The 23,963-nt window shown below is 54.1% G+C and carries 18 protein-coding genes; 8 read left to right on the plus strand and 10 right to left on the minus strand.

Annotation, left to right across the window (positions count from 1 at the left end):
• Positions 1 to 22 precede the first annotated feature (22 nt).
• Entirely contained in the window at positions 23 to 1,201 is a 1,179-nt protein-coding gene (locus tag AC0JZ1_RS08550) for a GGDEF domain-containing protein (RefSeq protein WP_471881959.1), read from the plus strand.
• On the opposite strand, the gene recG is transcribed toward AC0JZ1_RS08550, so the two are convergent.
• Complete coding sequence (gene recG / locus AC0JZ1_RS08555; RefSeq protein WP_471883398.1) at positions 1,198 to 3,303, minus strand: ATP-dependent DNA helicase RecG; 2,106 nt, start codon at positions 3,301 to 3,303, stop codon at positions 1,198 to 1,200. The genes AC0JZ1_RS08550 and recG overlap by 4 nt on opposite strands.
• 92 nt (positions 3,304 to 3,395) lie before the next feature.
• On the opposite strand from recG, the gene AC0JZ1_RS08560 reads away from it, so the two are divergent.
• The 4 genes from AC0JZ1_RS08560 (at position 3,396) to AC0JZ1_RS08575 (ending at position 9,979) form a co-directional block, all read left to right on the plus strand.
• The gene (locus tag AC0JZ1_RS08560) at positions 3,396 to 3,725 is read left to right on the plus strand and encodes a succinate dehydrogenase assembly factor 2 (RefSeq protein WP_471881960.1); all 330 of its coding nucleotides are present in this window, start codon (positions 3,396 to 3,398) and stop codon (positions 3,723 to 3,725) included.
• Positions 3,722 to 7,237 carry a transcription-repair coupling factor gene (gene mfd / locus AC0JZ1_RS08565; RefSeq protein WP_471881961.1) on the plus strand — a complete coding sequence of 1,172 codons (3,516 nt, stop codon included), beginning with the start codon at positions 3,722 to 3,724 and terminating at the stop codon, positions 7,235 to 7,237. The genes AC0JZ1_RS08560 and mfd overlap by 4 nt, the downstream gene beginning before the upstream one ends.
• Positions 7,238 to 7,642: 405 nt before the next feature.
• Positions 7,643 to 9,235, plus strand: coding sequence for an L-aspartate oxidase (gene nadB, locus AC0JZ1_RS08570; RefSeq protein ID WP_471881962.1), 1,593 nt, complete (start codon positions 7,643 to 7,645; stop codon positions 9,233 to 9,235).
• A gap of 9 nt (positions 9,236 to 9,244) precedes the next feature.
• Complete coding sequence (locus AC0JZ1_RS08575) at positions 9,245 to 9,979, plus strand: sulfite exporter TauE/SafE family protein (RefSeq protein ID WP_471881963.1); 735 nt, start codon at positions 9,245 to 9,247, stop codon at positions 9,977 to 9,979.
• Here AC0JZ1_RS08575 and AC0JZ1_RS08580 read toward each other — a convergent pair.
• The 3 genes from AC0JZ1_RS08580 to AC0JZ1_RS08590 are packed head-to-tail and all read right to left on the minus strand — an operon-like array spanning position 9,972 to position 13,474.
• Complete coding sequence (locus AC0JZ1_RS08580) at positions 9,972 to 10,910, minus strand: DMT family transporter (protein WP_471881964.1); 939 nt, start codon at positions 10,908 to 10,910, stop codon at positions 9,972 to 9,974. The two genes, AC0JZ1_RS08575 and AC0JZ1_RS08580, sit on opposite strands and share 8 nt — an antisense overlap.
• Before the next feature lie 53 nt (positions 10,911 to 10,963).
• Positions 10,964 to 11,635 carry a DsbA family oxidoreductase gene (locus AC0JZ1_RS08585; RefSeq protein WP_471881965.1) on the minus strand — a complete coding sequence of 224 codons (672 nt, stop codon included), beginning with the start codon at positions 11,633 to 11,635 and terminating at the stop codon, positions 10,964 to 10,966.
• Between the two features lie 27 nt (positions 11,636 to 11,662).
• The gene (locus AC0JZ1_RS08590) at positions 11,663 to 13,474 is read right to left on the minus strand and encodes an extracellular solute-binding protein (RefSeq protein WP_471881966.1); all 1,812 of its coding nucleotides are present in this window, start codon (positions 13,472 to 13,474) and stop codon (positions 11,663 to 11,665) included.
• Between the two features lie 265 nt (positions 13,475 to 13,739).
• Here AC0JZ1_RS08590 and AC0JZ1_RS08595 point away from each other — a divergent pair, with 265 nt between their 5' ends.
• On the plus strand, positions 13,740 to 14,372 hold the full coding sequence (locus AC0JZ1_RS08595) for an invasion associated locus B family protein (RefSeq protein WP_471883399.1): 633 nt from the start codon (positions 13,740 to 13,742) through the stop codon (positions 14,370 to 14,372).
• A gap of 70 nt (positions 14,373 to 14,442) precedes the next feature.
• Here the strand turns inward: AC0JZ1_RS08595 and hspQ are convergent, their stop codons facing one another.
• From hspQ to AC0JZ1_RS08610, 3 genes are all read right to left on the minus strand, one after another.
• Positions 14,443 to 14,772 (minus strand): heat shock protein HspQ, encoded by a 330-nt coding sequence (gene hspQ, locus AC0JZ1_RS08600; RefSeq protein ID WP_471881967.1) that lies wholly within the window; start codon positions 14,770 to 14,772, stop codon positions 14,443 to 14,445.
• A 178-nt stretch (positions 14,773 to 14,950) separates the two neighbouring features.
• Positions 14,951 to 16,360 (minus strand): type I glutamate--ammonia ligase, encoded by a 1,410-nt coding sequence (glnA, locus tag AC0JZ1_RS08605; RefSeq protein ID WP_471881968.1) that lies wholly within the window; start codon positions 16,358 to 16,360, stop codon positions 14,951 to 14,953.
• 58 nt (positions 16,361 to 16,418) lie between these two features.
• The gene (locus AC0JZ1_RS08610; RefSeq protein WP_062554525.1) at positions 16,419 to 16,757 is read right to left on the minus strand and encodes a P-II family nitrogen regulator; all 339 of its coding nucleotides are present in this window, start codon (positions 16,755 to 16,757) and stop codon (positions 16,419 to 16,421) included.
• 318 nt (positions 16,758 to 17,075) lie between these two features.
• On the opposite strand from AC0JZ1_RS08610, the gene AC0JZ1_RS08615 reads away from it, so the two are divergent.
• Positions 17,076 to 18,575, plus strand: a complete 1,500-nt coding sequence (locus AC0JZ1_RS08615) for an NAD(P)H-hydrate dehydratase (protein WP_471881969.1) — start codon at positions 17,076 to 17,078, stop codon at positions 18,573 to 18,575.
• On the opposite strand, the gene AC0JZ1_RS08620 is transcribed toward AC0JZ1_RS08615, so the two are convergent.
• Together AC0JZ1_RS08620 and uvrA are read right to left on the minus strand one after the other, a co-directional pair.
• The gene (locus AC0JZ1_RS08620; protein WP_471881970.1) at positions 18,556 to 19,371 is read right to left on the minus strand and encodes a DUF72 domain-containing protein; all 816 of its coding nucleotides are present in this window, start codon (positions 19,369 to 19,371) and stop codon (positions 18,556 to 18,558) included. The two genes, AC0JZ1_RS08615 and AC0JZ1_RS08620, sit on opposite strands and share 20 nt — an antisense overlap.
• 29 nt (positions 19,372 to 19,400) lie before the next feature.
• Positions 19,401 to 22,328, minus strand: coding sequence for an excinuclease ABC subunit UvrA (uvrA, locus tag AC0JZ1_RS08625; RefSeq protein ID WP_471881971.1), 2,928 nt, complete (start codon positions 22,326 to 22,328; stop codon positions 19,401 to 19,403).
• 271 nt (positions 22,329 to 22,599) lie between these two features.
• On the opposite strand from uvrA, the gene AC0JZ1_RS08630 reads away from it, so the two are divergent.
• On the plus strand, positions 22,600 to 23,142 hold the full coding sequence (locus AC0JZ1_RS08630; protein WP_471881972.1) for a single-stranded DNA-binding protein: 543 nt from the start codon (positions 22,600 to 22,602) through the stop codon (positions 23,140 to 23,142).
• 60 nt (positions 23,143 to 23,202) lie between these two features.
• On the opposite strand, the gene AC0JZ1_RS08635 is transcribed toward AC0JZ1_RS08630, so the two are convergent.
• Entirely contained in the window at positions 23,203 to 23,832 is a 630-nt protein-coding gene (locus AC0JZ1_RS08635) for a MarC family protein (protein WP_471881973.1), read from the minus strand.
• Positions 23,833 to 23,963 lie beyond the last annotated feature (131 nt).

Genomic DNA, 23,963 nt, shown 5'->3' on the forward strand with positions numbered 1-23,963 from the left:
GCGATTCTTGAGGCTTTTGTCTGTGCTGAATGGCGCCAACCTATATCTCGTCACCAATTTCATCATCGCGATCTCTTTCGCCAGCGTTTTCTTTGCCGTTGCCGAGAGGAGCCGCTCCCGCGCCGCTGCACGCTGGATCGGTCTTGGATTCGCTGTCGCATCACTCTCCGCATTGGCAGAGCTTCTGGTAGCCTACACCCCTTTTGTAGACGTCTTCGCCATCTTTGCTTTTGCATCGGTTTTGGCTGGCTTGCTGCTCATCCGCGTGGGTATTGGTAAAATCTACGGCGTTCCAGTCAGAACTGTCGGTCTGCTTTCGGTCTTTGTCGTCGGTATTGCGTTGGATGCAGCCATATTCGACTTGCCGCGCGATAGCCTCGCTCACGCGTTGCTCTATCAGTTGCCATTCGCCGTAGCCACAATGATGAGTGTTGTTGCCATTGGTCTTTCGCCCCATCGCGCTGTCGTGGACCGTTGCCTGCTGATTGTCATGTCGCTGACGTCTTTCCACTTTTTGTTAAAGGCCGTGCTAGCTGTTGCCGTTGGTGCCGGTTTGCGGGCCAATGATTACATCTCTTCCCACTACGCCATTGTCTCGCAAAGCTTGACAGCGGTTCTGATGGTGATGGCGGGCCTGACCATGCTGGCGGTGCTGGTTCTGCAGATCATGGCGGACGAGCGAAGCAATTCCGAGGTGGATACGCTCTCATCGCTTTTCAATCGAAGGGGTTTCGAAGCGCATGCTGATCAGGCCCTAGCAAAGGCGGGCCACGGATCGCATTCCATAATTCTTTGCGATCTAGATCACTTCAAGCAGGTCAATGACACATATGGTCACTATGCAGGTGATTCCGTCATTCGAAGTTTTGGGGCATTGTTGCGAGCAACCGTGCCTGCAGGTGCAGTGGTCGGGCGTCTTGGCGGGGAGGAGTTTTGCATTCTCCTTCCGCGCACCTCTCTGGAAGCCGCTATGATGCTGGCGCATGCCGTGCGTGGTTCCATTGCTGTGCAATCAATCCAAGGACTCCCCGGTAATTTTCGCATTACGGTAAGCTTGGGTGTGTCTGCATTTTCTGAGACACAGCAGATGGGAAGCGCCATGCGGCTGGCTGATGCCGCCCTCTATGATGCCAAGGCAGCAGGCCGAGACTGTGTTCGCCACCGATCCAACACTGGCTTTGTGTCGAAAGTCGTCGGTTAACCCGCTCGCAGGTACCGAATCGCCTCATCGCGCCGATGAAGATAGAGGAGAACGCGAAGTGCTTGGCCGCGTTCACTGGTGAGATCGGGGTCGCGTTCCAGTACATAGGCAGCATCTTTACGGGCGATTTCCAAGAGGTCGCTGTGCGCCTCCAGGCTTGCGATACGAAAGCCCGGCGTGCCGGATTGTCGCGTACCCAATAGCTCCCCTTCGCCGCGCAGTTTCAAATCCTCTTCAGCGATCAGAAAGCCGTCTTCGCTGTCGCGCAGGATCGAAAGACGGGCCCGGCCCGTCTCGCTGAGCGGTCCCTTATACAGCAAGATGCAGGTGGAGGCTTCGGCACCACGACCTACGCGTCCGCGCAATTGGTGCAATTGTGCAAGCCCGAAACGCTCGGCATGCTCGATCACCATAATCGTCGCATCCGGCACATCAACGCCTACTTCAACCACCGTTGTCGCAACGAGTAGGCGGATCTCGCCCGCTTTGAAGGAGGCCATTACAGCATCCTTTTCCGTGCCGCTCATGCGCCCGTGGACAAGACCCACCTTTGGCCCTAGCGCCTTTGCAAGAGCGGCATGGCGCTGCTCGGCGGACATCAACTCGGATACGTCGGACTCTTCCACTAGCGGGCAAATCCAGTAGGCCTTCTTGCCCTCTGCCATTGCGGAGCGAAGGCGGGCCACGATCTCGTCCGTTCGCTCCGTCGGTACGGTGACGGTCTGGATCGGCTTTCGTCCTGCCGGCTTCTCGGTCAGCTTGGAAACATCCATATCGCCGAAAGCCGCCAGAACCAGTGTTCGCGGAATGGGTGTCGCCGTCATTACGAGCATGTGCGGAGAGATGCCCTTGGCGGTCAGCTTCAATCGCTGATGGACTCCGAATCGATGCTGTTCATCAACGACCGCCAGCAGCAGATCATGGTAATCGACTGCATCCTGAAAAAGGGCGTGGGTGCCAATGATGATCTGTGCCTCACCAGATGCTATTCGGGCCTGAACCTCCTCGCGCTCGCGACCCTTCACCCGGCCTGTCAGCACCTCCACCTTCAAACCTACGGAAGCACTGACCCGGTTGATTGTCGCGAAGTGTTGACGCGCTAGAATTTCTGTTGGAGCCATCAAAACGGCTTGCCCGCCTGCCTCAACGGCATCTGCCATGGCCATCAGGGCAACCAGGGTTTTGCCAGCGCCCACATCACCCTGAACGAGGCGCAGCATTCGCTCGGCCTTGGCCATGTCCTCACGAATTTCGGCGATGGCTTTTTGCTGGCTGCCAGTGAGAGAAAAGGGCAGAGAGGTTTCTATGGCACTGCGAATCCGGCCTTCGACGGCAACTGGCCGCCCGGCGACTTTTCTGATTTTCTGGCGCACGAGGTTCAGTGAAACCTGGCCTGCCAAGAATTCATCATAGGCAAGGCGCCGCCTCGACGGGGTTTGCGGGTCCAGGTCGCTGGCATCTCGCGGATCATGGAGGCGGCGAAATGCATCTGCAGAGGAGGGCAAGCCCTGCTTTTGCTTGAGGGGCTCATCCATCCATTCTGGAAAGGCGGGCAATCTTGCGAGAGAGCCTTCCACTGCGCGACGGATCACTTTCGGAACAAGACCTGCTGTCATCGGGTAGACCGGCTCAACAAGCGGCATATCCACCGCTTCCGACACCTTCATCATCAGGTCTGGATGAACCATTGAGGCGCGGCCATTGAACCAATCTACCTTGCCGCTGACGAGAATGACCTCATCGACAGGTAGTGCTTTTTCCAGCCAGGCTGCTTTGGCGCGAAAGAAAGTGAGGGCCAGTTCTCCCGTCTCATCATGGAGAAACACCCGGTAGGGCATATTGGATTTGCCGGGCGGTGGTGGCTGATGGCGGTCCACACGGCCCTCTATTGTGACGATAACGCCTTGAGGTGCCAATGCGATACCCGGGCGGTTGCGACGATCGATGAGGGAGGAGGGCGCATGGAAAAGGATGTCCACAACGCGGCAATCTTCCGCATCCTCACGGTTGGTGACCCGCGCCAGTAAATCGGCGAGCTTGGGACCGATACCGGGCAGGCTGGAGACGGAAGCAAAAAGCGGATCAAGCAAAGCGGGGCGCATGGCCGGAAAATGCGCTGGAAAATGCGCGTTTGGCAAGGCTGACATTTGGAAAGTTTCGTCCTATATCACCCGTACAAACAGGGTACACGTTTATGACAGGACTGTCGCGTAGCAGCGCCGATCTCGATCCACGGCGTCGCAGAATTCTTTATCGTTGCTGGCACCGAGGCATTCGCGAGATGGATCTGGTCTTCGGGCAGTTCGCCGAGGCTGAGATTTCAACGCTTTCCGATACCGATCTTGATGAGCTTGAGCGCATCATGGCGGAAGAGGATCAGGATCTGAACCGTTGGATTACCGGTGCTGACCCTGTGCCGGATGATCTCAACACGCCAATGTTTGCCAGATTGTGTGCTTATCGACCGGATTTTGACATTGTGACCACCGCTTCACTGGCGGAGAAGTTCGGGTCTGGTCAATGATCTCCGGTTTTGATGCAAAAAAGGTGGCGGCGGCTTCCTCCGCCCTCACGATTGCCAATGTGCACGCTGGCATGGAGCCATTGCTTCTGGCGGAACTGGCGCGGCAAGGCCAACCGGTCGCGTTCATCATGTCGGATGGTCAGCGCATGGCTGATCTGGAGCAGATGCTAGGGTTCATAGCCCCCGATATTCCGGTGTTGACTCTGCCCGCATGGGACTGCTTGCCCTATGATCGTGTATCCCCCAGTGCAGATGTTTCCGCCCGCCGTTTGGCTGCGCTTTCCGGTCTGATTGCTCATCGCAAAAAGCCGCATGCAGCAATCATTCTCGTCACTGTCAACGCAATGATGCAGAAGATCGCGCCAGCGGAAGTCATCGAAAGTCTCGCTTTTTCCGCCAAGCCCGGCAACAACATCCGGATGGACGATATCGCAGCAAGGTTGGAGCGTAACGGCTTTGACCGCGTTCCAACCGTGCGCGAAGTGGGCGAATTTGCTGTACGTGGCGGCATACTCGATGTTTTCGTTCCAGGCACGGAAGAGCCGGTGCGCTTGGATTTCTTCGGCGACACGCTGGAATCTATTCGCACATTTGATCCCGCCAGCCAGCGCACAACAGGCCAAGCGCGAGCGCTTGACCTGAACCCCATGAGCGAAGTGACGCTGACGCCGGAAACGATCAGCCGGTTCCGCAAATCCTACCTCTCCACGTTCGGTGCGGCGACACGTGATGATGCGCTCTACGTCGCGGTTTCGGAAGGCCGTCGCTACGCTGGCATGGAGCACTGGCTGCCGCTGTTTTACGAGCGGCTTGAAACCGCGTTTGACTATCTGAGTGGCTTTAGGATCGTAACGGACCACACGGCACGGGAAGCGGCTCAAGAGCGCTCCAAGCTGATTATCGACTATTTCGAAGCTCGTCAGAATTCTGGATCGACGGCCAAGGGTGGCAGCGCACAAAGCACGCCATACAAGCCGGTTTCACCTGGCCAGCTTTATCTGGATGGCAAGGGCTTTGCCGCTCAACTGGATGATGTTGCGGCTATTCGGCTCACACCGTTCAACGAGCATGAAGGCGAGACGCGTAAGGTCATTACGCTCGATGCGCATTCCGGGCCACGCTGGGCCAAGGCTCAGGCAGAAGCGGAACATCAGTCCCGCGACGAGCGCGCCAATGTGTTTGATCTCGTCGTAAAACACATTGCGGACAAGCGGGCAGAAGGCAACAAGGTTCTGATTACCGGCTGGTCTGCGGGCTCGCTGGATCGTCTGCTTCAGGTGCTGGATGAGCATGGCCTGAAACGCATAAAACCGATCGAGAAACTGTCAGAAATCCGTAAGCTCGATAAGGGCGAGGCAGCCTCTGCCGTATTGAGCCTGGAAGGCGGTTTCGAGACCGGCGATCTGGTCGTCATCGGTGAGCAGGATATTCTCGGCGACCGCATGGTGCGCCGCTCAAAACGCCGCAAGCGCGGTGCAGATTTCATCTCTGAAGTGGCGGGGCTGGATGAGGGCTCGCTGGTGGTTCATGCTGAGCATGGCATTGGACGTTTTGTCGGACTGGTAACGATTGAAGCCGCTGGCGCACCACGCGCCTGCCTTGAGCTTCACTATGCCGATCAGGCAAAGCTCTTTCTACCAGTCGAAAACATAGACCTTCTGACGCGGTATGGCTCGGATTCCGCTGAAGCGTCGCTGGATAGGCTGGGTGGTGGTGCTTGGCAGGCCCGCAAGGCCAAGCTGAAAAAGCGGCTTTTGGATATGGCGGATGCGCTTATCAAGCTCGCTGCAACGCGCATTACCCGTCGTGCTCCGGTTCTGGAAACGCCCGAGGGATTATACGACGAATTCGCCGCCCGTTTCCCCTACGACGAGACGGAAGATCAGGCGAACGCCATTGATGCAGTGCGTGACGATCTGGCGGTCGGTCGCCCGATGGATCGCCTCGTCTGCGGCGATGTTGGCTTCGGCAAGACGGAAGTTGCCCTTCGTGCCGCATTCTTTGCCGCCATGAACGGCGCGCAGGTGGCTGTGGTGGTTCCGACAACGCTTCTGGCACGGCAACACTTCAAGACATTCCGCGAACGTTTTCGCGGCCTTCCCATTTCCGTGGTACAAGCTTCGCGCCTTGTGACAACGAAGGAATTGAACCAGACCAAGAAGGATTTGGCAGAAGGTAAGGCAGACATCGTCATTGGCACGCATGCGCTGCTGGGTACAGGCATCAAGTTCGCCAATTTGGGGCTGCTCATCATTGATGAAGAGCAGCATTTTGGCGTGAAGCATAAGGAGAAACTGAAGGAGTTGAAGAGTGACGTTCACGTTTTGACGCTCTCGGCAACGCCAATCCCACGCACACTGCAGCTGGCCATGACAGGCGTTCGCGAACTTTCGCTTATCACCACGCCGCCAGTCGACCGTATGGCAGTTCGCACGTTCATTTCGCCATTCGATCCGCTCGTCATTCGTGAAACGCTAATGCGCGAACATTATCGCGGCGGCCAAAGTTTTTACGTCTGCCCGCGTCTGGCTGATTTGCCGGATATTCAGGCCTTCCTGCAATCGGATGTGCCGGAATTGAAGGTTGCCATTGCGCATGGCCAAATGCCAGCCAGTGAGCTGGAAGACATCATGAATGCCTTTTACGATGGCAAATATGACGTGCTTCTCTCCACGACCATTGTGGAGTCCGGCCTCGACGTGCCTACAGCCAACACCCTCATTGTACACCGCGCTGATATGTTTGGCCTTGCTCAGCTTTATCAGATCCGTGGCCGTGTCGGCCGCTCCAAAGTGCGCGCCTTTGCTCTCTTTACATTGCCGGTTAACAAGCAACTTACCCCGACAGCAGAGCGCCGTCTGAAGGTGCTTCAATCGCTGGATACCCTCGGTGCGGGTTTCCAGCTTGCAAGTCATGATCTCGACATTCGTGGAGCGGGCAACCTGTTGGGCGAAGAGCAGTCCGGCCATATCAAGGAAGTTGGTTTCGAGCTTTATCAGCAGATGCTGGAAGAGGCAGTCGCTGAGGTGAAGGGCGACGACGAAATATATGATACTGGCTGGTCGCCGCAGATCTCAGTGGGCATCACAGTGATGATTCCCGAAAACTATGTCCCTGATCTGCATCTGCGCATGGGGCTTTACAGGCGCCTGGGTGAGTTGACAGACCTCAAGGAAATAGACGGTTTCGGCGCTGAAATGGTTGACCGCTTCGGCCCAATGCCAGTGGAAGTCCAGAACCTTCTCAAGGTGGTCTTCATAAAGTCACTCTGCCGCACGGCCAATGTCGAGAAATTGGAGGCCGGGCCAAAGGGTTTAGTTCTGCAATTCCGCGATAAGCAGTTCCCAAATCCCGCGGCGCTAGTAGGCTATATCGCCAAGCAAGGTTCGATGGCCAAGATCAGGCCGGATCACAGCCTGGTTCTCACACGCGATCTGCCCACGCCTGAAAAACGCTTGAGCACAGGTGCGCAAATCATGGTGCAGCTTGCGGATTTGGCGAAATCGGCTTGATCTAAAACCGAGTTCTAACAAACATAATGCCCGCATCTTATTGGTGCGGGCATTTTTGTTCTTGGTTGAAATTCAGTCCTAACATCGAAAATGGTGTTAAAGGACGCATCTCAATTACTCGATCTAAGTACATCGCCTGCGTTAGAAGGCGATCTTACTGCCTTTCCAAATATCACTCTAAGCCAGCGTTTCCATGCACGTAGTGCCGATAGAACCGCTGCACGTTTTTGCGCGATATGCTTTGGGTCGCAGACCGTTGGGATAGGGCTGCGATAGTCGCACCTTTGTATGCTTAACCATTCGTAAAAATTTGTATTGACGTGCCATTAACTACAACCTAAAGACACTATATCAAATTTTTCTACTTTAAATTTATTAATTAGTAAAAACAAAGAAGCTAAACCTATGATTAAAACAGATCAGAATTTTCATTATGACGTTGTGGTTGTCGGAGCCGGGCTTGCTGGCCAGGCGTTGGCCCTTTCTATTGCTCAAGAAAAAACAGTTTTGCTCATCAGTAAAACTTCATTCCAAGCCGTAGCCTCCAACTATGCGCAAGGGGGCATTTCGGCAGTTTACGGGGCGCATGATAGTCATGACAAACACATCGAAGATACTATCGTGGCAGGTTGCCAACTCAATGATGAGCACAATACACGATATATTGTGGAGGGTGGCCTAGCTGCGGTTCGCTGGTTGATTGAGCAGGGCGTACCCTTCACCAAAGAGGGAGACGATTATCATTTGACGCGCGAAGGCGGCCATGGCGAGCGCCGTATTCTCCATGTCGATGACATGACGGGTCGAGGAATTCAGACAGTATTGACTGGGCGCGTGCGGAGCCATCCAAATATTACTATTGCTGAAAATTGCACTGTCGTTGACTTGATCAAATCTCAGGACGGGGTGCGCTGCATTGGCGTGACATTGCTTGACGAGCAAGGAATGACACGGCGGATTGCAGCGGGGGCAACAGTGCTTGCCACCGGTGGGGTTGGCGCAATTTTTCTGCACGCAACTTCGCCATCTTCGACAATCGGCGATGGTCTTGCTCTTGCATGGCGTGCGGGTTGCCTTGTTGCTAATATGGAGTTCTTGCAATTCCATCCTACCTGCATGCATTACCCTGGCGGTGAAGCGTTTCTGATAACGGAGGCGGTCCGCGGAGAGGGTGGAGTGTTAAAGCGGGCAAATGGAACGCGGTTTATGGACGAATACGATCCGCGTTTGGAGCTGGCGCCTCGAGACATCGTTTCGCGCGCAATATATGCGGAGATGAAAAAGACCTCAGAGCCCTGTGTTTACCTGGATATCAGCCACACAGGTGCGGATTTTATTCGAGGCCACTTCCCTAATATATACGAAAAGTGTCTTGCGCGCGGTATAGATATCACCAAAGAGCCTATTCCAGTAACGCCTGCATCTCACTATACATGTGGGGGCGTTTTCGCAGATTACGCAGGCCACACCGATTTAGAGCAGTTGTACTGCATTGGTGAAGCAGCATATACCGGCCTTCACGGCGCCAACCGGTTGGCTTCAAATTCGCTGCTCGAATGTGTTGTCATGGCACGAGCAGCATCGGAATCCATTCTAAGCAAGAAGACCACGCTCGAGACATTGCCGACCGTTGCTAGCGGCCCTCGCTCTATCGCTTCTGGGCGCGAAGATGTTTTGCAATTGATGAAGCAGGAAATTCGCACCCTGATGTGGAACTACGTTGGTATAGTCAGGTCGACTGCCTCGCTTCGTTCGGCAGCACGGCGCCTTGATGTGATCCGGCAAGAAGTTCAGGCCCTCGTTGAAGGAAAGCAACCTCCTGCGGCACTGGTTGAAATTCGCAATCTAGTTGTTACTGCGGATATTATCCTGAGGAGCGCACTGTCGCGCAAAGAGAGCAGAGGTTGTCATTATAACATTGACTTCCCTGATCAAGCATCCAACGCCGAGCCCACTGTGCTTTCACCGAGCGCAGATCAAACTAGCATCGCGGCTTGAGGTAACGGTATGTTCGTAGCTGCGTTCGGATTACCTTTCGGTGCCCTCTTGGGCACCATGGCTGGCTTTCTGGGGACTGGCGGAGGCACTTTCGCCATACCCCTTCTCGTTCTTCTCTTTGCCTATGATCAAAAGCTTGCCCAAGGCACGGCTTTGGTGATGGTCGTCGCCAATGTTTTGTTCGCCCTCTATAAGTACAAAGGCCGCGGCAGCGTCGACGTGAAACCGGCATTGGTGCTTGCTGCAAGTGGCAGTATCACGTCTGCGGTGGCTTCGATGTGGGCCCTTTCTTTGCCGAGTGCGACGCTTAAGCTCTCTTACGGCGTCTTCCTGGTAGGATTGGCCGTTTTTATTATCTTCGTTCGCGACCGGAGGTCAATTTTGCGGCTGGAAGATTACCGCTGGGCCTTTGTTCCGGGAGCTATCGGTGGTGTTTCCTTGGGGCTGTTCGGAGTGGGTGGTGCCATGCTGGCAGTGCCATTGCTGGTTATGTTTTTTGGCTATTCACAAGTGCGCGCACAGGGGCTGGGTCTTGCCCTTGCGCTCCCAGGCTGCTCCATAAGTCTTTGGCAATACGCCAGTCATGGCCAAGTCGAGTGGCTGCTTGGTTCAATGCTTGCGCTTGGCGGCTTGCTTGGCGTTCCAGCGGGCGTTAGATTCGCACATCAAGTAAGTGAGAAAGCATTGATCTTCTCGTTTTGCTTTTTGCTCGTTATCGCCGGAACGCTTGTTATATTTAGATAGTGGTTTGCTCTGGCTTTGCCGCCAATGCCGCTTCGCTCTGCCCACCAATGGGTGGGGGAAGCGGCGTGCCACGTCTGCGCTCGCGGATCAAAGTCAGCAAACCCGATCCAACAATGAGAGCTATACCAACAGCCATCCAGCCATCGACATGATCGCCGAAAATAAGATAGCCAAGAAGGATTGCCCAAAGCATTTGGCTGTATTGAATTGGCGTGACGATCGCTGCCGGTGCATATTGAGATGCCAGCATCAACAGAACCGTGCCGACCGCTGCCAGCACGCCGAAAACCCCGAGGAGTGCCATATCCGTTACGGTTGGTATCACAGCTGTGGGTAACATCAGGATGAAACAGACTATCAGTGTTCCGAGAATACCTGCTCCATACATGGAGATGTTTTTTTCACTCGGTCCAAGTTTTCGGTAGATGATTACTGAAACTGCTGCAGTGAAGCCTGAAGCAAGAGCGGTAAAATGGCCTAGCGAAAGTTCGCGGAAGCCAGGTCGTAGCACTACCAGAACACCAATAAAGCCTATGATGACTGCCGCCCAACGCTTCAATCCGACTTGTTCTTTGAGGAAGATGACGGACATGATGGTGGCGAAAGATGGCAATAGGAATATCAGACAGAATGCCTCTGCCATGGAAAGTTCGGTAAAGGCAATGATGCTGCCAACAGTGCCAATGGTGGAGCAAACAAATCGAAGAAGCCAAAGCGGACGGTTCGTCGTTTTGATGATATCTGTCCAGCGATCGCCGCTTTTCAAAATGAAGGGAATGGCAGCAAAGCCGAAAAGTGTGCCGATGAATCCTGCCTGAAAAGGCGGCACACGTCCTTCAACTAATTTTACAGCAGCATCGCTAAATGAATATGCGGCAAAACAAATGAAGGCGATTAGGACGCCTTTCAGGGTGGTATCGTGACTTTGCAAGGGAGTGCTTCCGGCGAGACTTTCCTTTGAATTAAAGCCCCGCCGGAAATGCGTCAATTAAGATTTGCGCGTGCTTCAGCTTTCGCTTGTGCAATCTCCACAAACGCATTGGCTAGAACATCAGGTGTCTGCGCACCACTGACGGCATACTGCTGATCAATGATAAAAAAGGGTACGCCGTTTACCCCCATTTTCTGCGCTGCTTCAATTTCACCCAGCACCAGATCCTTATCGGCATCAGATGAAAGAAGTGTACCGATCACTGCTCGGTCCAACCCTGCTTCCTCAGCGATATCAAGCAAAACATCTGGATCGCCGACGTTACGACCGAGTTCGAAATTGGCCTTAAATAGCGCAGTTACAACACGGTCCTGCGCTTCACGGCTTTCGGTCATCGCCCAGTGAATGAGGCGGTGCGCATCAAGGGTATTGGGCCCAACTTTGATGGCAGCAAAGTCAAACGCGATCCCGACTTCCTGCCCAAGCTTAGTCAGCGTTTCATGTGCGCGCTGAACAGCTTCATGACCCCCTAGTTTTTCCGCGAGCGCCGCTTTCTGGTCTACGCCTTCCGGTGGATATTCCGGGTTCAATCGGTAGGGTCGCCAGTTGATATCGATCTGAACGCGATCCAACACTTCAGCGATAGCAAGTTCAAGCCTCGCCTTGCCTAGATAGCACCACGGGCAGACCACATCTGATACCAAGTCTATTGTCAGTCTTTCCATTTTGCACCTTGCTTCGCTAGTCGCGTTTCATTTCTGGGCTCGGGCGTCCCACCATGTGGTTAGCTGAAAGCCGTAAAGCGGAAGTTTGTCCGTATGCTGAATATATTTCCAGCGGGCAACCCATTGTTCTGGGACATGGTAGAGCGGAACCATATAGGAACCGGCCAGCAGAAGCCTGTCGTAGGCACGAACGGCGGTTTCAAAATCATCGCGAGAACGGGCGTTGAGCATTGCGTCTATCACGCGGTCGATATCCGGGCTGGAGAGCCCCGCGAAGTTGAAGCTACCCTGTCGTTCCTTGGAATCACTACCCCAGCGACCAATCTGCTCAATGCCCGGGGAAAGGGAAGACGGATAGGACTTCATGATGACATCATAGTCAAAGCTGCCGGAACGGCTCTGATATTGTGCATCATCGACTGTACGGATGACAACGCCAACCCCAATCATGCGGAGCGTACGCTGGTAGGAGATAGCGATTTTCTCCTGATCCTGGTTCTGCGTCATGATCTCGAAAGTCAGAGGGCGTCCTTTGCCGTCCACCATTTGCCCGTTTTTAATCAAGTAGCCCGACTGCTTGAACAGCTCAACAACCTTGCGCAAGATAGCGCGGTCTCCCCCTGAACCGTCGCTTTCAGGCAAAAGAGGTTTTCCCTCAATAATCTCAACTGGCATGCTTTTGGCTGCATCGCCCAAAAGCGTCAGCTCCTTTTCATCGGCTGGATGTCCGAGCGATGTGAGGTCCGAATTCTGCCAGTAGCTTTGAGTTCGCGTATAGGCCCCATCATAAAGATTGCGATTTGCCCATTCAAAATCGAAGGCTAGCGTCAACGCTCGGCGAAGACCTTCGTTTTGGAAAACAGGACGCCTCAGATTGAAGACGAAACCAAGCATCCCGGAGGGCAGAGCAGGGCGGAATACATCCTTCACGACATCACCCGTCACTACAGCGGGAAAGTCGTACCCCCGCGTCCAATGCGTCGGGCTTCCTTCGAGGTAAATATCAACCGCGCCTTTTTTGAAAGCTTCGAACAGCGTGTTTTCCTGAAGGAAATATTCGACGGAAATCTCATCGTAATTGTCAAAGCCGACCTTGGATGGAATGTCACGTCCCCAATAGTTCGGGTCTCGCTCATAAACAATGCGTTGCCCCGGATTGATTCTCTTGACGCGATAGGGGCCGGAGCCGATTGGGGTCTGCAATGTCGATTGATCGAATGTTTCGGGATCGATGACATGCTTCGGCAGAATTGGCGTACCAGAGGCAAGAATCAGCGGAAACTCACGGTCGGCAAGCTTGTTGAAGGTGAAGCGCACACTATGTTCGCCCACCTGCTCCATCTTTTCGACAGGCTTTAGGCGGTTGTTGAATGGTGTTCTACCCTTGTCGCGCAGCACTTCCAGCGAGAAGATAACGTCTTCTGGCGTGACAGGTAAACCGTCAGACCATTTGGCCTTCGGGTTTAGATTGAATTGGATGTAGCTTCGCTCGGCATCCCACTCAACGCTCTCTGCTAGAAGACCATAAAGAGTGAATGGCTCGTCGGCCGAGCGAACCATGAGCGATTCGTAGACGAGATTGCCGAAAGACGGGTCCCACATGCCCCTTGCTGTGGTGCGGATGCTTTTGAGATTAAACGGGTTCAGGCTGTCGAACGTGCCAACGACACCATAGGCGACGCTGCCGCCCTTTTTTACCTCAGGGTTCACATAGGGAAAATGCTTGTAATCTGCGGGGAGGGAAGGTTCGCCATGCATTGCGATTCCGTGCACCGCTTCAGCCTGAGCGGGCACCGCCAGCAAGAGCAGAATGAGGGATAGCATGGAAAGCTTGCGCATCGTTATCTCGTCTTCAATGTCCGATTCGACGCAAAACTAACCTATTGCCTTGATGAAAACCAACCGGGCGCAAGAAAACTTCGAACACTGCAGCCTAATCACCAAACAAAGGCTGGATATATCTGGCGACGCATTGTAACAGGTGTCCCCAAGCCGGTGGGTCATTCAATTGCCTCATTTAAAAGACAGTGGAGCGACACGACACCCGGCACAAGAAGCGGCGATGCTGCTTCCAGAACACCGCTTTCAGGAGACGGATCTCGGTATGATGCTTAAGGCAAACAAGGTTCTGCGGACAGCTATGTCCGCCCTCGCACTTTCTTTCGGCGCTGCCCCTGTGGCTGCGCTGGCGCAAGATGCCGCTCCGGCTGGCGCACCCCCGCTGGGTTGGTTCAAGACCTGTGACAAGCAGGACGAGAGCGATGTTTGCGCAGTCCAGAACGTACTTCTTTCCCAGAATGGCCAGCTGATCACAGCTGTTGGCCTTATCACTGTCGAAGGCAAGGTTAACCGCAAGATTCTGCAGGTGTCTGTTCCTTCAGCACGTCTTATTCAGCCAGGCGTAATGATGCAGATCGACGGCGGCAAGGGTCAGAAGCTGGACTACGTTCTCTGCATTCCTGACCGTTGCACGGCCGAAACCGTGCTGACCGACGCAATGATTGCAAGCCTCAAGAAGGGCACAGAGGTGGTCTTCACCTCGATCAACTTCCGTCGTGCGCCGAACCCAATCAAGGTATCACTGAGCGGCTTCACCGGCGCATTTGATGGCGCGGCGATTTCACAGTCTCAGCTTGCTGAAAGCCAGCGTAGCCTGCAGGAAAGCATGCAGAAGAAGGCCGAAGAAGCTCGCAAGAAGCTGGAAGACGCACAGAACGCTGCCAAGACAGGCCAGTAATTTTTCAGAACTTGATACTAAAAAAGGGCACCGTCAGCGGTGCCCTTTTTTGATTCAGATTATCTCGACATCAATGCGCCAGGATTGCTTTAGGCTTGAATTCGCCTGAGGGCGCGCGGTCAAAAATCTGCGTTACCTGCGGGTTCTTTAGCGGTTCTTCGCTATCGTCGTGGATGAGGTTTTGCTCCGAGACATAGGCGATATAGGCCGTCTCATCATTCTCAGCGAGAAGATGGTAGAATGGCTGGTCCTTGCTTGGTCGAATTTCAGCCGGAATGGCATTCCACCACTCCTCCGTGTTGGAAAATTCGGGGTCCACGTCGAACACAATTCCCCGGAACGGAAAGACCTTGTGGCGGACGATTTCCCCGATCGTAAACTTTGCGTTTCGCTGTTTCATGGCTCAGATTTCCTTTCCTCACCTATGTGGGAATTCGTAAAACTGACATCAAGATCACCAAAGACTAAACGCGCTGGCGCTAAAATAGTGCCACGTTCCAGCTTGTAGCTGCAAAAAAGCTGAATAAAAAAAAGGGCCAGCAATAAGCCGGCCCTCTGATTGCAACATGCCTATCTCATCAAACAGAATAGTACATGTCGAATTCGACCGGATGCGGGGTCATTTCAAAGCGCATGACTTCCTGCATTTTAAGCTCGATGTAGGCATCGATCTGATCGTCATCGAACACGCCGCCAGCTGTTAGGAACTTGCGATCCTTGTCCAAGCTTTCAAGCGCTTCACGCAGCGAACCGCACACTGTCGGGATCTTCTTCAACTCCTTCGGCGGCAGATCGTAAAGATCCTTGTCCATGGCCTTGCCCGGATGAATCTTGTTCTTGATACCATCGAGGCCAGCCATCAGCATGGCTGCGAAGCCCAGGTATGGATTCTGAGCCGGATCGGGGAAGCGAACTTCGACGCGCTTGGACTTCGGACCAGTGCCAAACGGAATGCGGCAGGAAGCCGAACGGTTACGCGCGGAGTAGGCAAGTAGCACAGGCGCTTCGTAACCTGGCACCAACCGCTTGTAGGAATTGGTCGTCGGGTTTGTGAAGGCGTTGATGGCCTTGGCATGCTTGATTACGCCACCGATATAATAGAGGCAGCTTTCAGAAAGGCCCGCGTATTCATCGCCAGCAAAGGTTGGCTTGCCGTCTTTCCAGATAGACTGGTGAACGTGCATACCAGAGCCATTATCACCATAGACGGGTTTAGGCATGAAGGTTGCTGTTTTACCGTAGGCGTTCGCAACCTGATGCACAACATACTTGTAGATCTGCATCTTGTCTGCGTTGCGAACAAGCGTATCGAATTTCACGCCCAGTTCGTGCTGTGCGGAAGCGACCTCGTGATGGTGCTTTTCGACAACTACACCCATTTCGGTCAGAACCGTCAGCATTTCAGAACGCATGTCCTGGAGGCTATCGACCGGAGGAACAGGAAAGTAACCGCCCTTGATGCGCGGACGGTGACCGAGGTTGCCAGTCTCGTAGTCGGTATCGTCGTTCGTTGGGAGTTCAGACGAGTCGAGCTTGAAGCCGGTGTTGAACGGATCAGCCTTGTACTTCACGTCATCGAAAACGAAGAATTCCGGCTCAGGGCCAACGAACACCGTATCACCAATGCCGGAAGCCTTGAGGTAGGCTTCGGCCTTCTTGGCTGTGCCACGTGGATCGCGGTTGTAAGCTTCGCCCGATACGGGATCGAGAATGTCGCAGATGACCACCATCGTTGATTGGGCAAAGAAAGGGTCCATATGCACTGTTGCCGGGTCAGGCATAAGCACCATGTCGGACTCGTTGATTGCCTTCCAGCCGCCGATCGAGGAACCGTCGAACATGACGCCATCTGCGAACATGTCTTCGTCAACAGCGCTGACGTCCATGGTTACGTGATGCAGCTTGCCCTTCGTGTCGGTAAAGCGCAGGTCCACGAACTTGACGTCGTTCTCCTTGATCTGCTTCATGATGTCGCTAGCGGTCGTCATGGAATCTCCCATTGCAATAATTGTTTAGCCTGTATCCGGTTCTGTGCGGTCAGGTTTATCAGATAGCGTCTACGCCGGTTTCACCGGTACGGATACGGACTACTTCTTCAACGTTCGACACGAATATCTTTCCGTCGCCGATGCGTCCAGTCTGTGCCGCGTTGCGGATAGCGTCGATGACAGCATCCACATTTTCATCCGCAAGAACAACTTCCACCTTCACCTTCGGCAGGAAGTCCACCACATATTCGGCGCCACGGTAAAGTTCCGTATGCCCCTTCTGGCGACCAAAACCCTTGGCTTCGGTCACGGTGATGCCCTGCAATCCGACCTCTTGAAGCGCTTCCTTGACTTCGTCCAGTTTGAAAGGCTTGATGATCGCTTCAATTTTCTTCATGAGAAAACTACTCTCCGCTTCTCCCTTGAAGGCGGGTTATACCCGCCTTGCAACTTATATGCACTTATTGTGCCAAATTGGATGTCGGTTGCTGAAAAACTCCCGCGCCTCCTGCGGACGCTTTCTCCTGTTGAAATGCAGGCTATGACCTTCGTAAGCACATTGCAAGACTCGTGGGGTGCGGTGAAGAGGAGATGAAATTGATCAGTGAAGCGGCACGGCAATGGTTCTAAAAAATAGGCATATGACTGAATAATAGGCGCACCTCTGATATCTGCCGCGACCCGCCCGCTGAAATTTTACGAAAGATGCATAAAGATGTCGCTGATTGATCCATTCCTACTCACTCCTATCGAATCCGCAGCAGCGGATACGGAAACAGCCAACAGTGGAATTTCCATCGCGCATCTTATGACGCAGGCCGGTCAGGCTGTCGCTGCCGATGTGTTGCGGCATTACCCGGAGGCGAGACGCTATGTAGTGTTGTGTGGGCCTGGCAATAATGGAGGCGACGGCTTCGTTGCGGCTCGCGCGCTTGTTGAAGCCGGAGCCAGCGTTGCCGCTTATTTTTTCGGAAGCGTTGAAAGGCTGAAAGGTGCGGCTGCAGATGCTTTCTCCGCTCTCGGTTTGGTCGTCGGCGACCTTGGCGACTACCGCGTAGAAGACGGTGATGTGATCATTGATGCAGTTTTTGGGGCAGGGCTCACTCGCGACATTTCGACCCCGCTTGCTGAACTCATTGAACGTATTAATGAGACTGGATGTCCTATCGTCGCAGTTGATCTACCCAGCGGGATCGATGGCCTGACCGGCGAGGCAAAAGGGATTGCTTTCAAGGCTCAGCGAACAGTTACTTTTGTAGCGCGGAAGCCCGGACATCTCCTCCTGCCAGGGCGCATTCTGTGCGGAGAGGTTTCTGTGCAAGCCATTGGTATGCCCGCGCGCATAGCCAAGCGCCACGCCCGAACAGTGGCAGTCAACGCGCCATCCATTTGGACGCATTATTTTCACAGCCAACATCAGGATGTGCATAAATATAAACGCGGCCATCTGGTTGTCTTCGGCGGTGGACAAAGCCATACCGGCGCCGCTCGAATGACGTCAGAGGCAGGTCTACGTGCTGGCGCTGGCTTGGTGACTTTAGCGACGCCCGCCGAGGCGCTTTCCGTCAATGCTTCCGCTATGACGGCCGTGATGGTGCGTGAGGTTGATGACGTTCCCACTTTACAATCCTGGCTGTCGGGGGGTAAAATTAGCGCCTTCGTCATCGGACCCGGCTTTGGCGTGGGAGAGCAATTAAGAAGCTTCGTGCGTGCCTGCGCTGAAAAGCCGATGGTTCTCGATGCAGACGCGATCACTGCATTTTCTCAACAGCCCGACATTCTTTTTGAACTGGGTTCGGGGCACGAGCCCCGCTTTATTCTGACACCTCATGAAGGGGAATTCGCTCGCCTCTTTCCGGATCTTGCGGCCGACAAGACGATCGGAAAACTCGACCGGGCCAAACGGGCCGCTCAACGATCCAATGCGGTCGTTGTTTACAAGGGTGCCGATACGGTTATCGCAGCACCAGATGGCCGGCTGCTCATCAATGAGAATGCACACGCATGGCTCGCCACGGCCGGATCGGGTGATGTGCTGGCTGGCATTGCGGGCGCTAATCTAGCGCAAGGACTTCCAGCCTTTGAAGCAGCGGCATCAGCTGTGTGGCTTCATGGGGCTGCGGCCAGTAGAGCAAATGTTGGAATGACAGCAGAAGATCTGATCCATCACATCCCGGCAGCACTTCAAAACTTACTTACTCGCCACAAGCCTTGAGCAGCTCACGTGCGCCATTGGGCGCATTCACTTTCCCGCCTGATATGAAGTAGGCGAAGACATCGCGAGGGGTTTTGTTGACCTGCCGCTCCGGTGAGATGAGCGGAAGATCTTCTGGCACTCCGCCTTTCGCATAGGCTTTGAAGCGTTCCGCCCACCGGCTGATATCTGATTTTGGATAGCATGTCTTCACATCGTCCGAGCCTCGTTGAAGGCGGGCGTAGACAAAATCAGCCGTCACATCTGCAAACATTGGGTAGTCCGTGTGATCGGCACAAACAGCGGCCACGCCATGTTTGGCGATCATCTCTATAAATTCCGGCGTGCAGAAGCTCTCGTGCCTTGGTTCCACAACGTGCCGCAAGGGTAAGCCATCAAGCGTCTTTGGAAGCAAGGCCAGAAACGCCTCAAAATCTTCCGGCTCAAACTTTTTTGTACCCATGAATTGCCAGAGGATTGGGCCAAGATGCGGCCCAAGCTCCGCTATGCCTTGGGTGAGGAATTTTTCGATAGAAGGTCCGGCTTCAGCAAGAACCTTGCGGTTTGTGCAATATCGGCTTGCCTTTAGCGAGAAGACGAAATTCTCTGGGACTTCGGACGCCCATTTGGCGAAAGTCGCAGGCTTTTGGCTGGAATAGTAAGTGCCGTTGACTTCAATGGCAGTCAGTTCGCGACTGGCGAACTCCAATTGCCGTTTCTTTGGCAGCTTTGGGGGATAAAAGCTCTCATCCCAAGGATCGAAGGTCCAACCTCCGATCCCTGTTCTAATCACACCAGTTGAGCGAGCCGCCGTCATAGTCATCCTCCTCCATCAACAGCGGAGGCTTACTCCGCTGCCACCGCCTTCATCTTACGTTGCGGCCTGCGGCCCAGCAGTTCCTTGAGGAACTGCCCGGTATAGCTACGCTTTTCCTTCACAACCTCCTCAGGCGTGCCAACGGCCACGACTTCACCGCCGCCCGTTCCGCCTTCGGGTCCGATATCGATAATCCAGTCCGCCGTCTTAATGACCTCGAGATTGTGCTCGATAACCACAACAGAATTGCCTTGGTTAACCAATTCATGCAGCATTTCCAAAAGCTTGGCGACATCGTGGAAATGCAATCCCGTGGTGGGTTCATCGAGAATATAAAGCGTCCGTCCAGTTGAGCGTTTCGAGAGTTCCTTGGCCAATTTGACGCGCTGCGCCTCGCCGCCGGAAAGGGTATTCGCCTGTTGGCCCACTTTGATATAGCCTAGTCCCACATCAAAAAGCGCCTGCAACTTGTCGCGAACGGCAGGTACGGCAGAGAAGAATTCAACGCCTTCTTCCACCGTCATATCCAGCACGTCCGCGATGGATTTGCCCTTGAACATGACGTCGAGCGTTTCACGGTTATAGCGCTTGCCGTGGCAGACATCACACGTCACGTACACATCAGGAAGGAAGTGCATTTCGATCTTGATAACGCCGTCACCCTGACATGCTTCGCAACGCCCACCTTTGACGTTGAACGAAAATCGTCCCGGCTGATAGCCGCGCGCCTTGGCTTCCGGCAGACCCGCGAACCAATCGCGGATCGGCGTGAAGGCCCCGGTGTATGTGGCTGGGTTAGAGCGCGGTGTGCGGCCAATGGGCGACTGATCGATATCAATCACCTTATCGATGAACTCGAACCCATCGATGCGTTCATGTTCTGCTGGGATTTCGCGTGCGCCCATGACACGGCGTGCGGCGGCCTTGTAGAGCGTTTCAATCAGGAAGGTCGATTTTCCACCGCCCGATACACCAGTCACAGCTGTGAAGAGGCCGAGCGGGACCGACGCTGTAACGTTCTTCAGGTTATTGCCCTTAGCGCCAACAACCTTGATCTCTCTGCCCTTCTTAGGCTTACGCCGTTCTGCAGGAACCGCTACGCCAAGCTCGCCCGACAGATATTTGCCTGTCAGCGAATTGGGGTTATCCATAACCTGTTGCGGCGTTCCCTCAGCGATCACCTGGCCGCCATGAATGCCCGCAGCGGGGCCAATATCAACCACGTAATCTGCCGTGAGGATCGCATCTTCATCATGCTCGACCACGAGAACGGTGTTTCCGATGTCTCGCAGGTGCTTCAGCGTATCGAGCAGGCGTGCATTGTCTCTCTGGTGCAAACCAATAGATGGCTCATCCAGAACATAGAGAACGCCAGTCAAACCTGAGCCAATCTGTGAGGCCAAACGAATGCGCTGGCTTTCACCGCCGGAAAGCGTGCCCGAATTGCGCGACAGACTGAGATAATCGAGACCGACATCGTTCAGAAACCGCAGACGTTCGCGGATTTCCTTGAGAATACGAACCGCAATCTCGTTTTGCTTCGTATTGAGCTTTGAGGGCAGAACTTCGAACCAGTCACGCGCCTTCTTGATCGACATTTCGGTAACGTGACCGATATGCATATAATCGATCTTGACTGCCAGCGCTTCTGGCTTCAACCGGAAGCCATTGCACGCCGGGCAGGGCGCTGCAGACATATAACGCTCAATTTCCTCGCGAGCCCAGGCGCTATCCGTTTCCTTCCAGCGCCTCTCTAGGTTTGGGACGATGCCTTCGAAGGTTTTGGTCGTTTTATAGGATCGAGCGCCATCGGCATAATTGAACTCGATCTTCTCTTCCGTTCCCTGAAGAATTGCACGCTTGGCCTCTGCCGAAAGTTTCGACCAGCGATCCGAAAGCTTGAAGCCGAAGACTTTACCAAGACCTTCGAGGGTTTGATTGTAATAAGGAGAGGTGGACTTGGCCCACGGAGCCAAGGCGCCATCTTTCAAGGTTCGTTCCGGTTCAGGAACAATCAGATTCTCATCGACCTTTTGCTGAGCGCCAAGACCATCACAAGTGGGGCAGGCACCGAATGGGTTGTTGAAGGAGAACAGACGGGGCTCGATTTCCGGGATGGTAAAGCCTGATACGGGGCAGGCAAATTTTTCTGAAAAGAGAACGCGCTCGTGCGTTTCGTTCAGCGACTTGTTGGCGGAACCGCCAGCCGATGTTTCTTCTGGAGGCAGCGGTTTATCCGCAAATTCCGCAACGGCCAAACCATCTGCCAGCCTAAGGCAGGTCTCAAGACTATCTGCCAAACGTGCGCTGATATCGTTACGCACCACGACACGGTCTACCACGACGTCGATATCGTGCTTGTACTTCTTGTCGAGAGCGGGGACTTCAGCAATTTCGTAAAACTGACCGTCCACTTTCACGCGCTGGAAGCCCTTTTTCATAAGGTCAGCCAGTTCTTTTTTATATTCACCCTTTCGACCACGCACGAGTGGTGCAAGGATGTAGAGACGCGTTCCTTCGCCAAGCGCCAGCACACGATCCACCATCTGGCTCACAGTCTGGCTTTCGATGGGAAGTCCTGTCGCAGGGGAGTAAGGTACACCGACACGCGCAAACAGAAGGCGCATATAGTCATAGATTTCCGTGACTGTACCGACTGTCGAGCGCGGGTTCTTCGAAGTGGTTTTCTGCTCGATGGAAATTGCCGGAGATAGACCGTCAATCTGGTCCACATCCGGTTTTTGCATCATTTCAAGAAACTGGCGCGCATAAGCAGAGAGGCTTTCCACGTAGCGGCGCTGGCCTTCGGCATAAATGGTATCGAAGGCGAGCGACGATTTGCCTGAGCCTGAAAGACCGGTCATCACGATCAGGCTGTTGCGGGGCAGGTCGAGGTCAATACCTTTGAGGTTATGTTCGCGCGCGCCGCGAATGGAGATCGTCTTGAGTTCGCTCATTTTAACCAGGCTCTGTGGGAGGTCAGTCCGTTATGTAGTGATAGATCGGCGGCTGTCGAGGCGTCGGCGGGGAGGTTTATGCCTCCGCGTCACCTCTACGTTCGATTGAGTTGACAGGATCATAGAGAATTATTAGAACAAATAAAGAACAATTTTTGCGCTCATTTACTGTGGATTAACATCTTATCCTGACCGCGTCGCACCGGCGATGGAGTAGAGTGCGGAAAACGCAAATTGGACTATGCCACCAAGTGGCAGACAAGGTGATGAAATGGCAGGTAGCGTCAACAAGGTAATCTTGATCGGGAATGTGGGCGCAGACCCTGAAATTCGCCGTACCCAGGATGGTCGCCCAATCGCCAACCTACGCATCGCAACGTCTGAAAGCTGGCGAGACCGCAATAGTGGCGAACGCCGCGAAAAGACGGAATGGCACACAGTTGTTGTGTTTAACGAAGGTCTTTGCAAGGTCGTTGAGCAGTACATAAAGAAGGGCGCAAAGCTGTACATTGAGGGCCAGTTGCAGACTCGCAAGTGGCAGGATCAGAATGGCAATGATCGCTATTCCACCGAAATCGTGCTACAAGGCTTCAACTCAACGCTCACCATGCTGGATGGGCGCGGGGAAGGTGGCGGTGCTGGTGGAAGCGGAGGCTACGGTGGTGGCCGCGGCAGCTCTTCGGGTGGTGACTTTGGTGGCGGTTACGGCGATGACTATGATCGTGGTTCTTCCGGTTCCAGCCGTGGCGGCTCTTCCGCTGGCGGCGGCGGTGGTGGATTTGCCCGCGATCTTGATGATGACATCCCGTTCTGATTCATTTCATGTAATAAGCGGTCGAGCATGACTTGGCCGCTTTTTTTGTTGGTAAGATTTTCAAGTATTGAAAGCCGATTTGATTCCATCAACGACGAACTGAACCGATAGTGCGGCCAGCAGCACACCGAGAAGACGAGTGAGCAATGCACGTCCCGTCATTCCTAAGAAGCGGTCCAGCTTTTCCGCGACAATAAGTGCAGCAAGTACAGCGCCCATACAGATTGCCAGCATAGCGATCAGCAGCGTGCGATCCAGGGGCGCCGAAAATGAACCCGCCAGAAGCACCGTTGCAGAAATTGCACCAGGACCTGCGATCAGCGGCAAGGCGAGCGGGAACACAGCGATATGCTGAATGTGGTCGATCGTAATCGCGACCTTGGAGGTTTCTTCTTTTCTCTCCTGACGCTTCTGGAAAATCATCTCGAACGCAATCCAAAACAGGAGAAGGCCGCCCGCGATGCGGAAAGCACCCATGGAAATGCCGAGGAGAGATAGAATACCTGCGCCGAATATCGCGAAGGTTGCTAGAATAATGAATGCGATCATGGTGCCGCGAACAGCGACCTGTCTACGGTGGATGCGATCCATTCCGGCGGTCAGGCCAAGGAAGATCGGCGCGAGACCAGGTGGGTCCAATGTCACCAGCAGCGTGGTGAACGCGCTCATGATGCTGTCTGTGGTGGCCATTTTTCCCTCATTCTTATCTTATGGTGCTGCGAGTCTAGAATTCAGCTTTACGGTAAAAGCAGGCCGCTGAGAAGCAAAGGTGGCCATTGTGTTGAGTACCTGCTACAGCCTTTGACTGTGGGAAACGGCAC

It is taken from the genome of Affinirhizobium capsici (assembly GCF_977018625.1).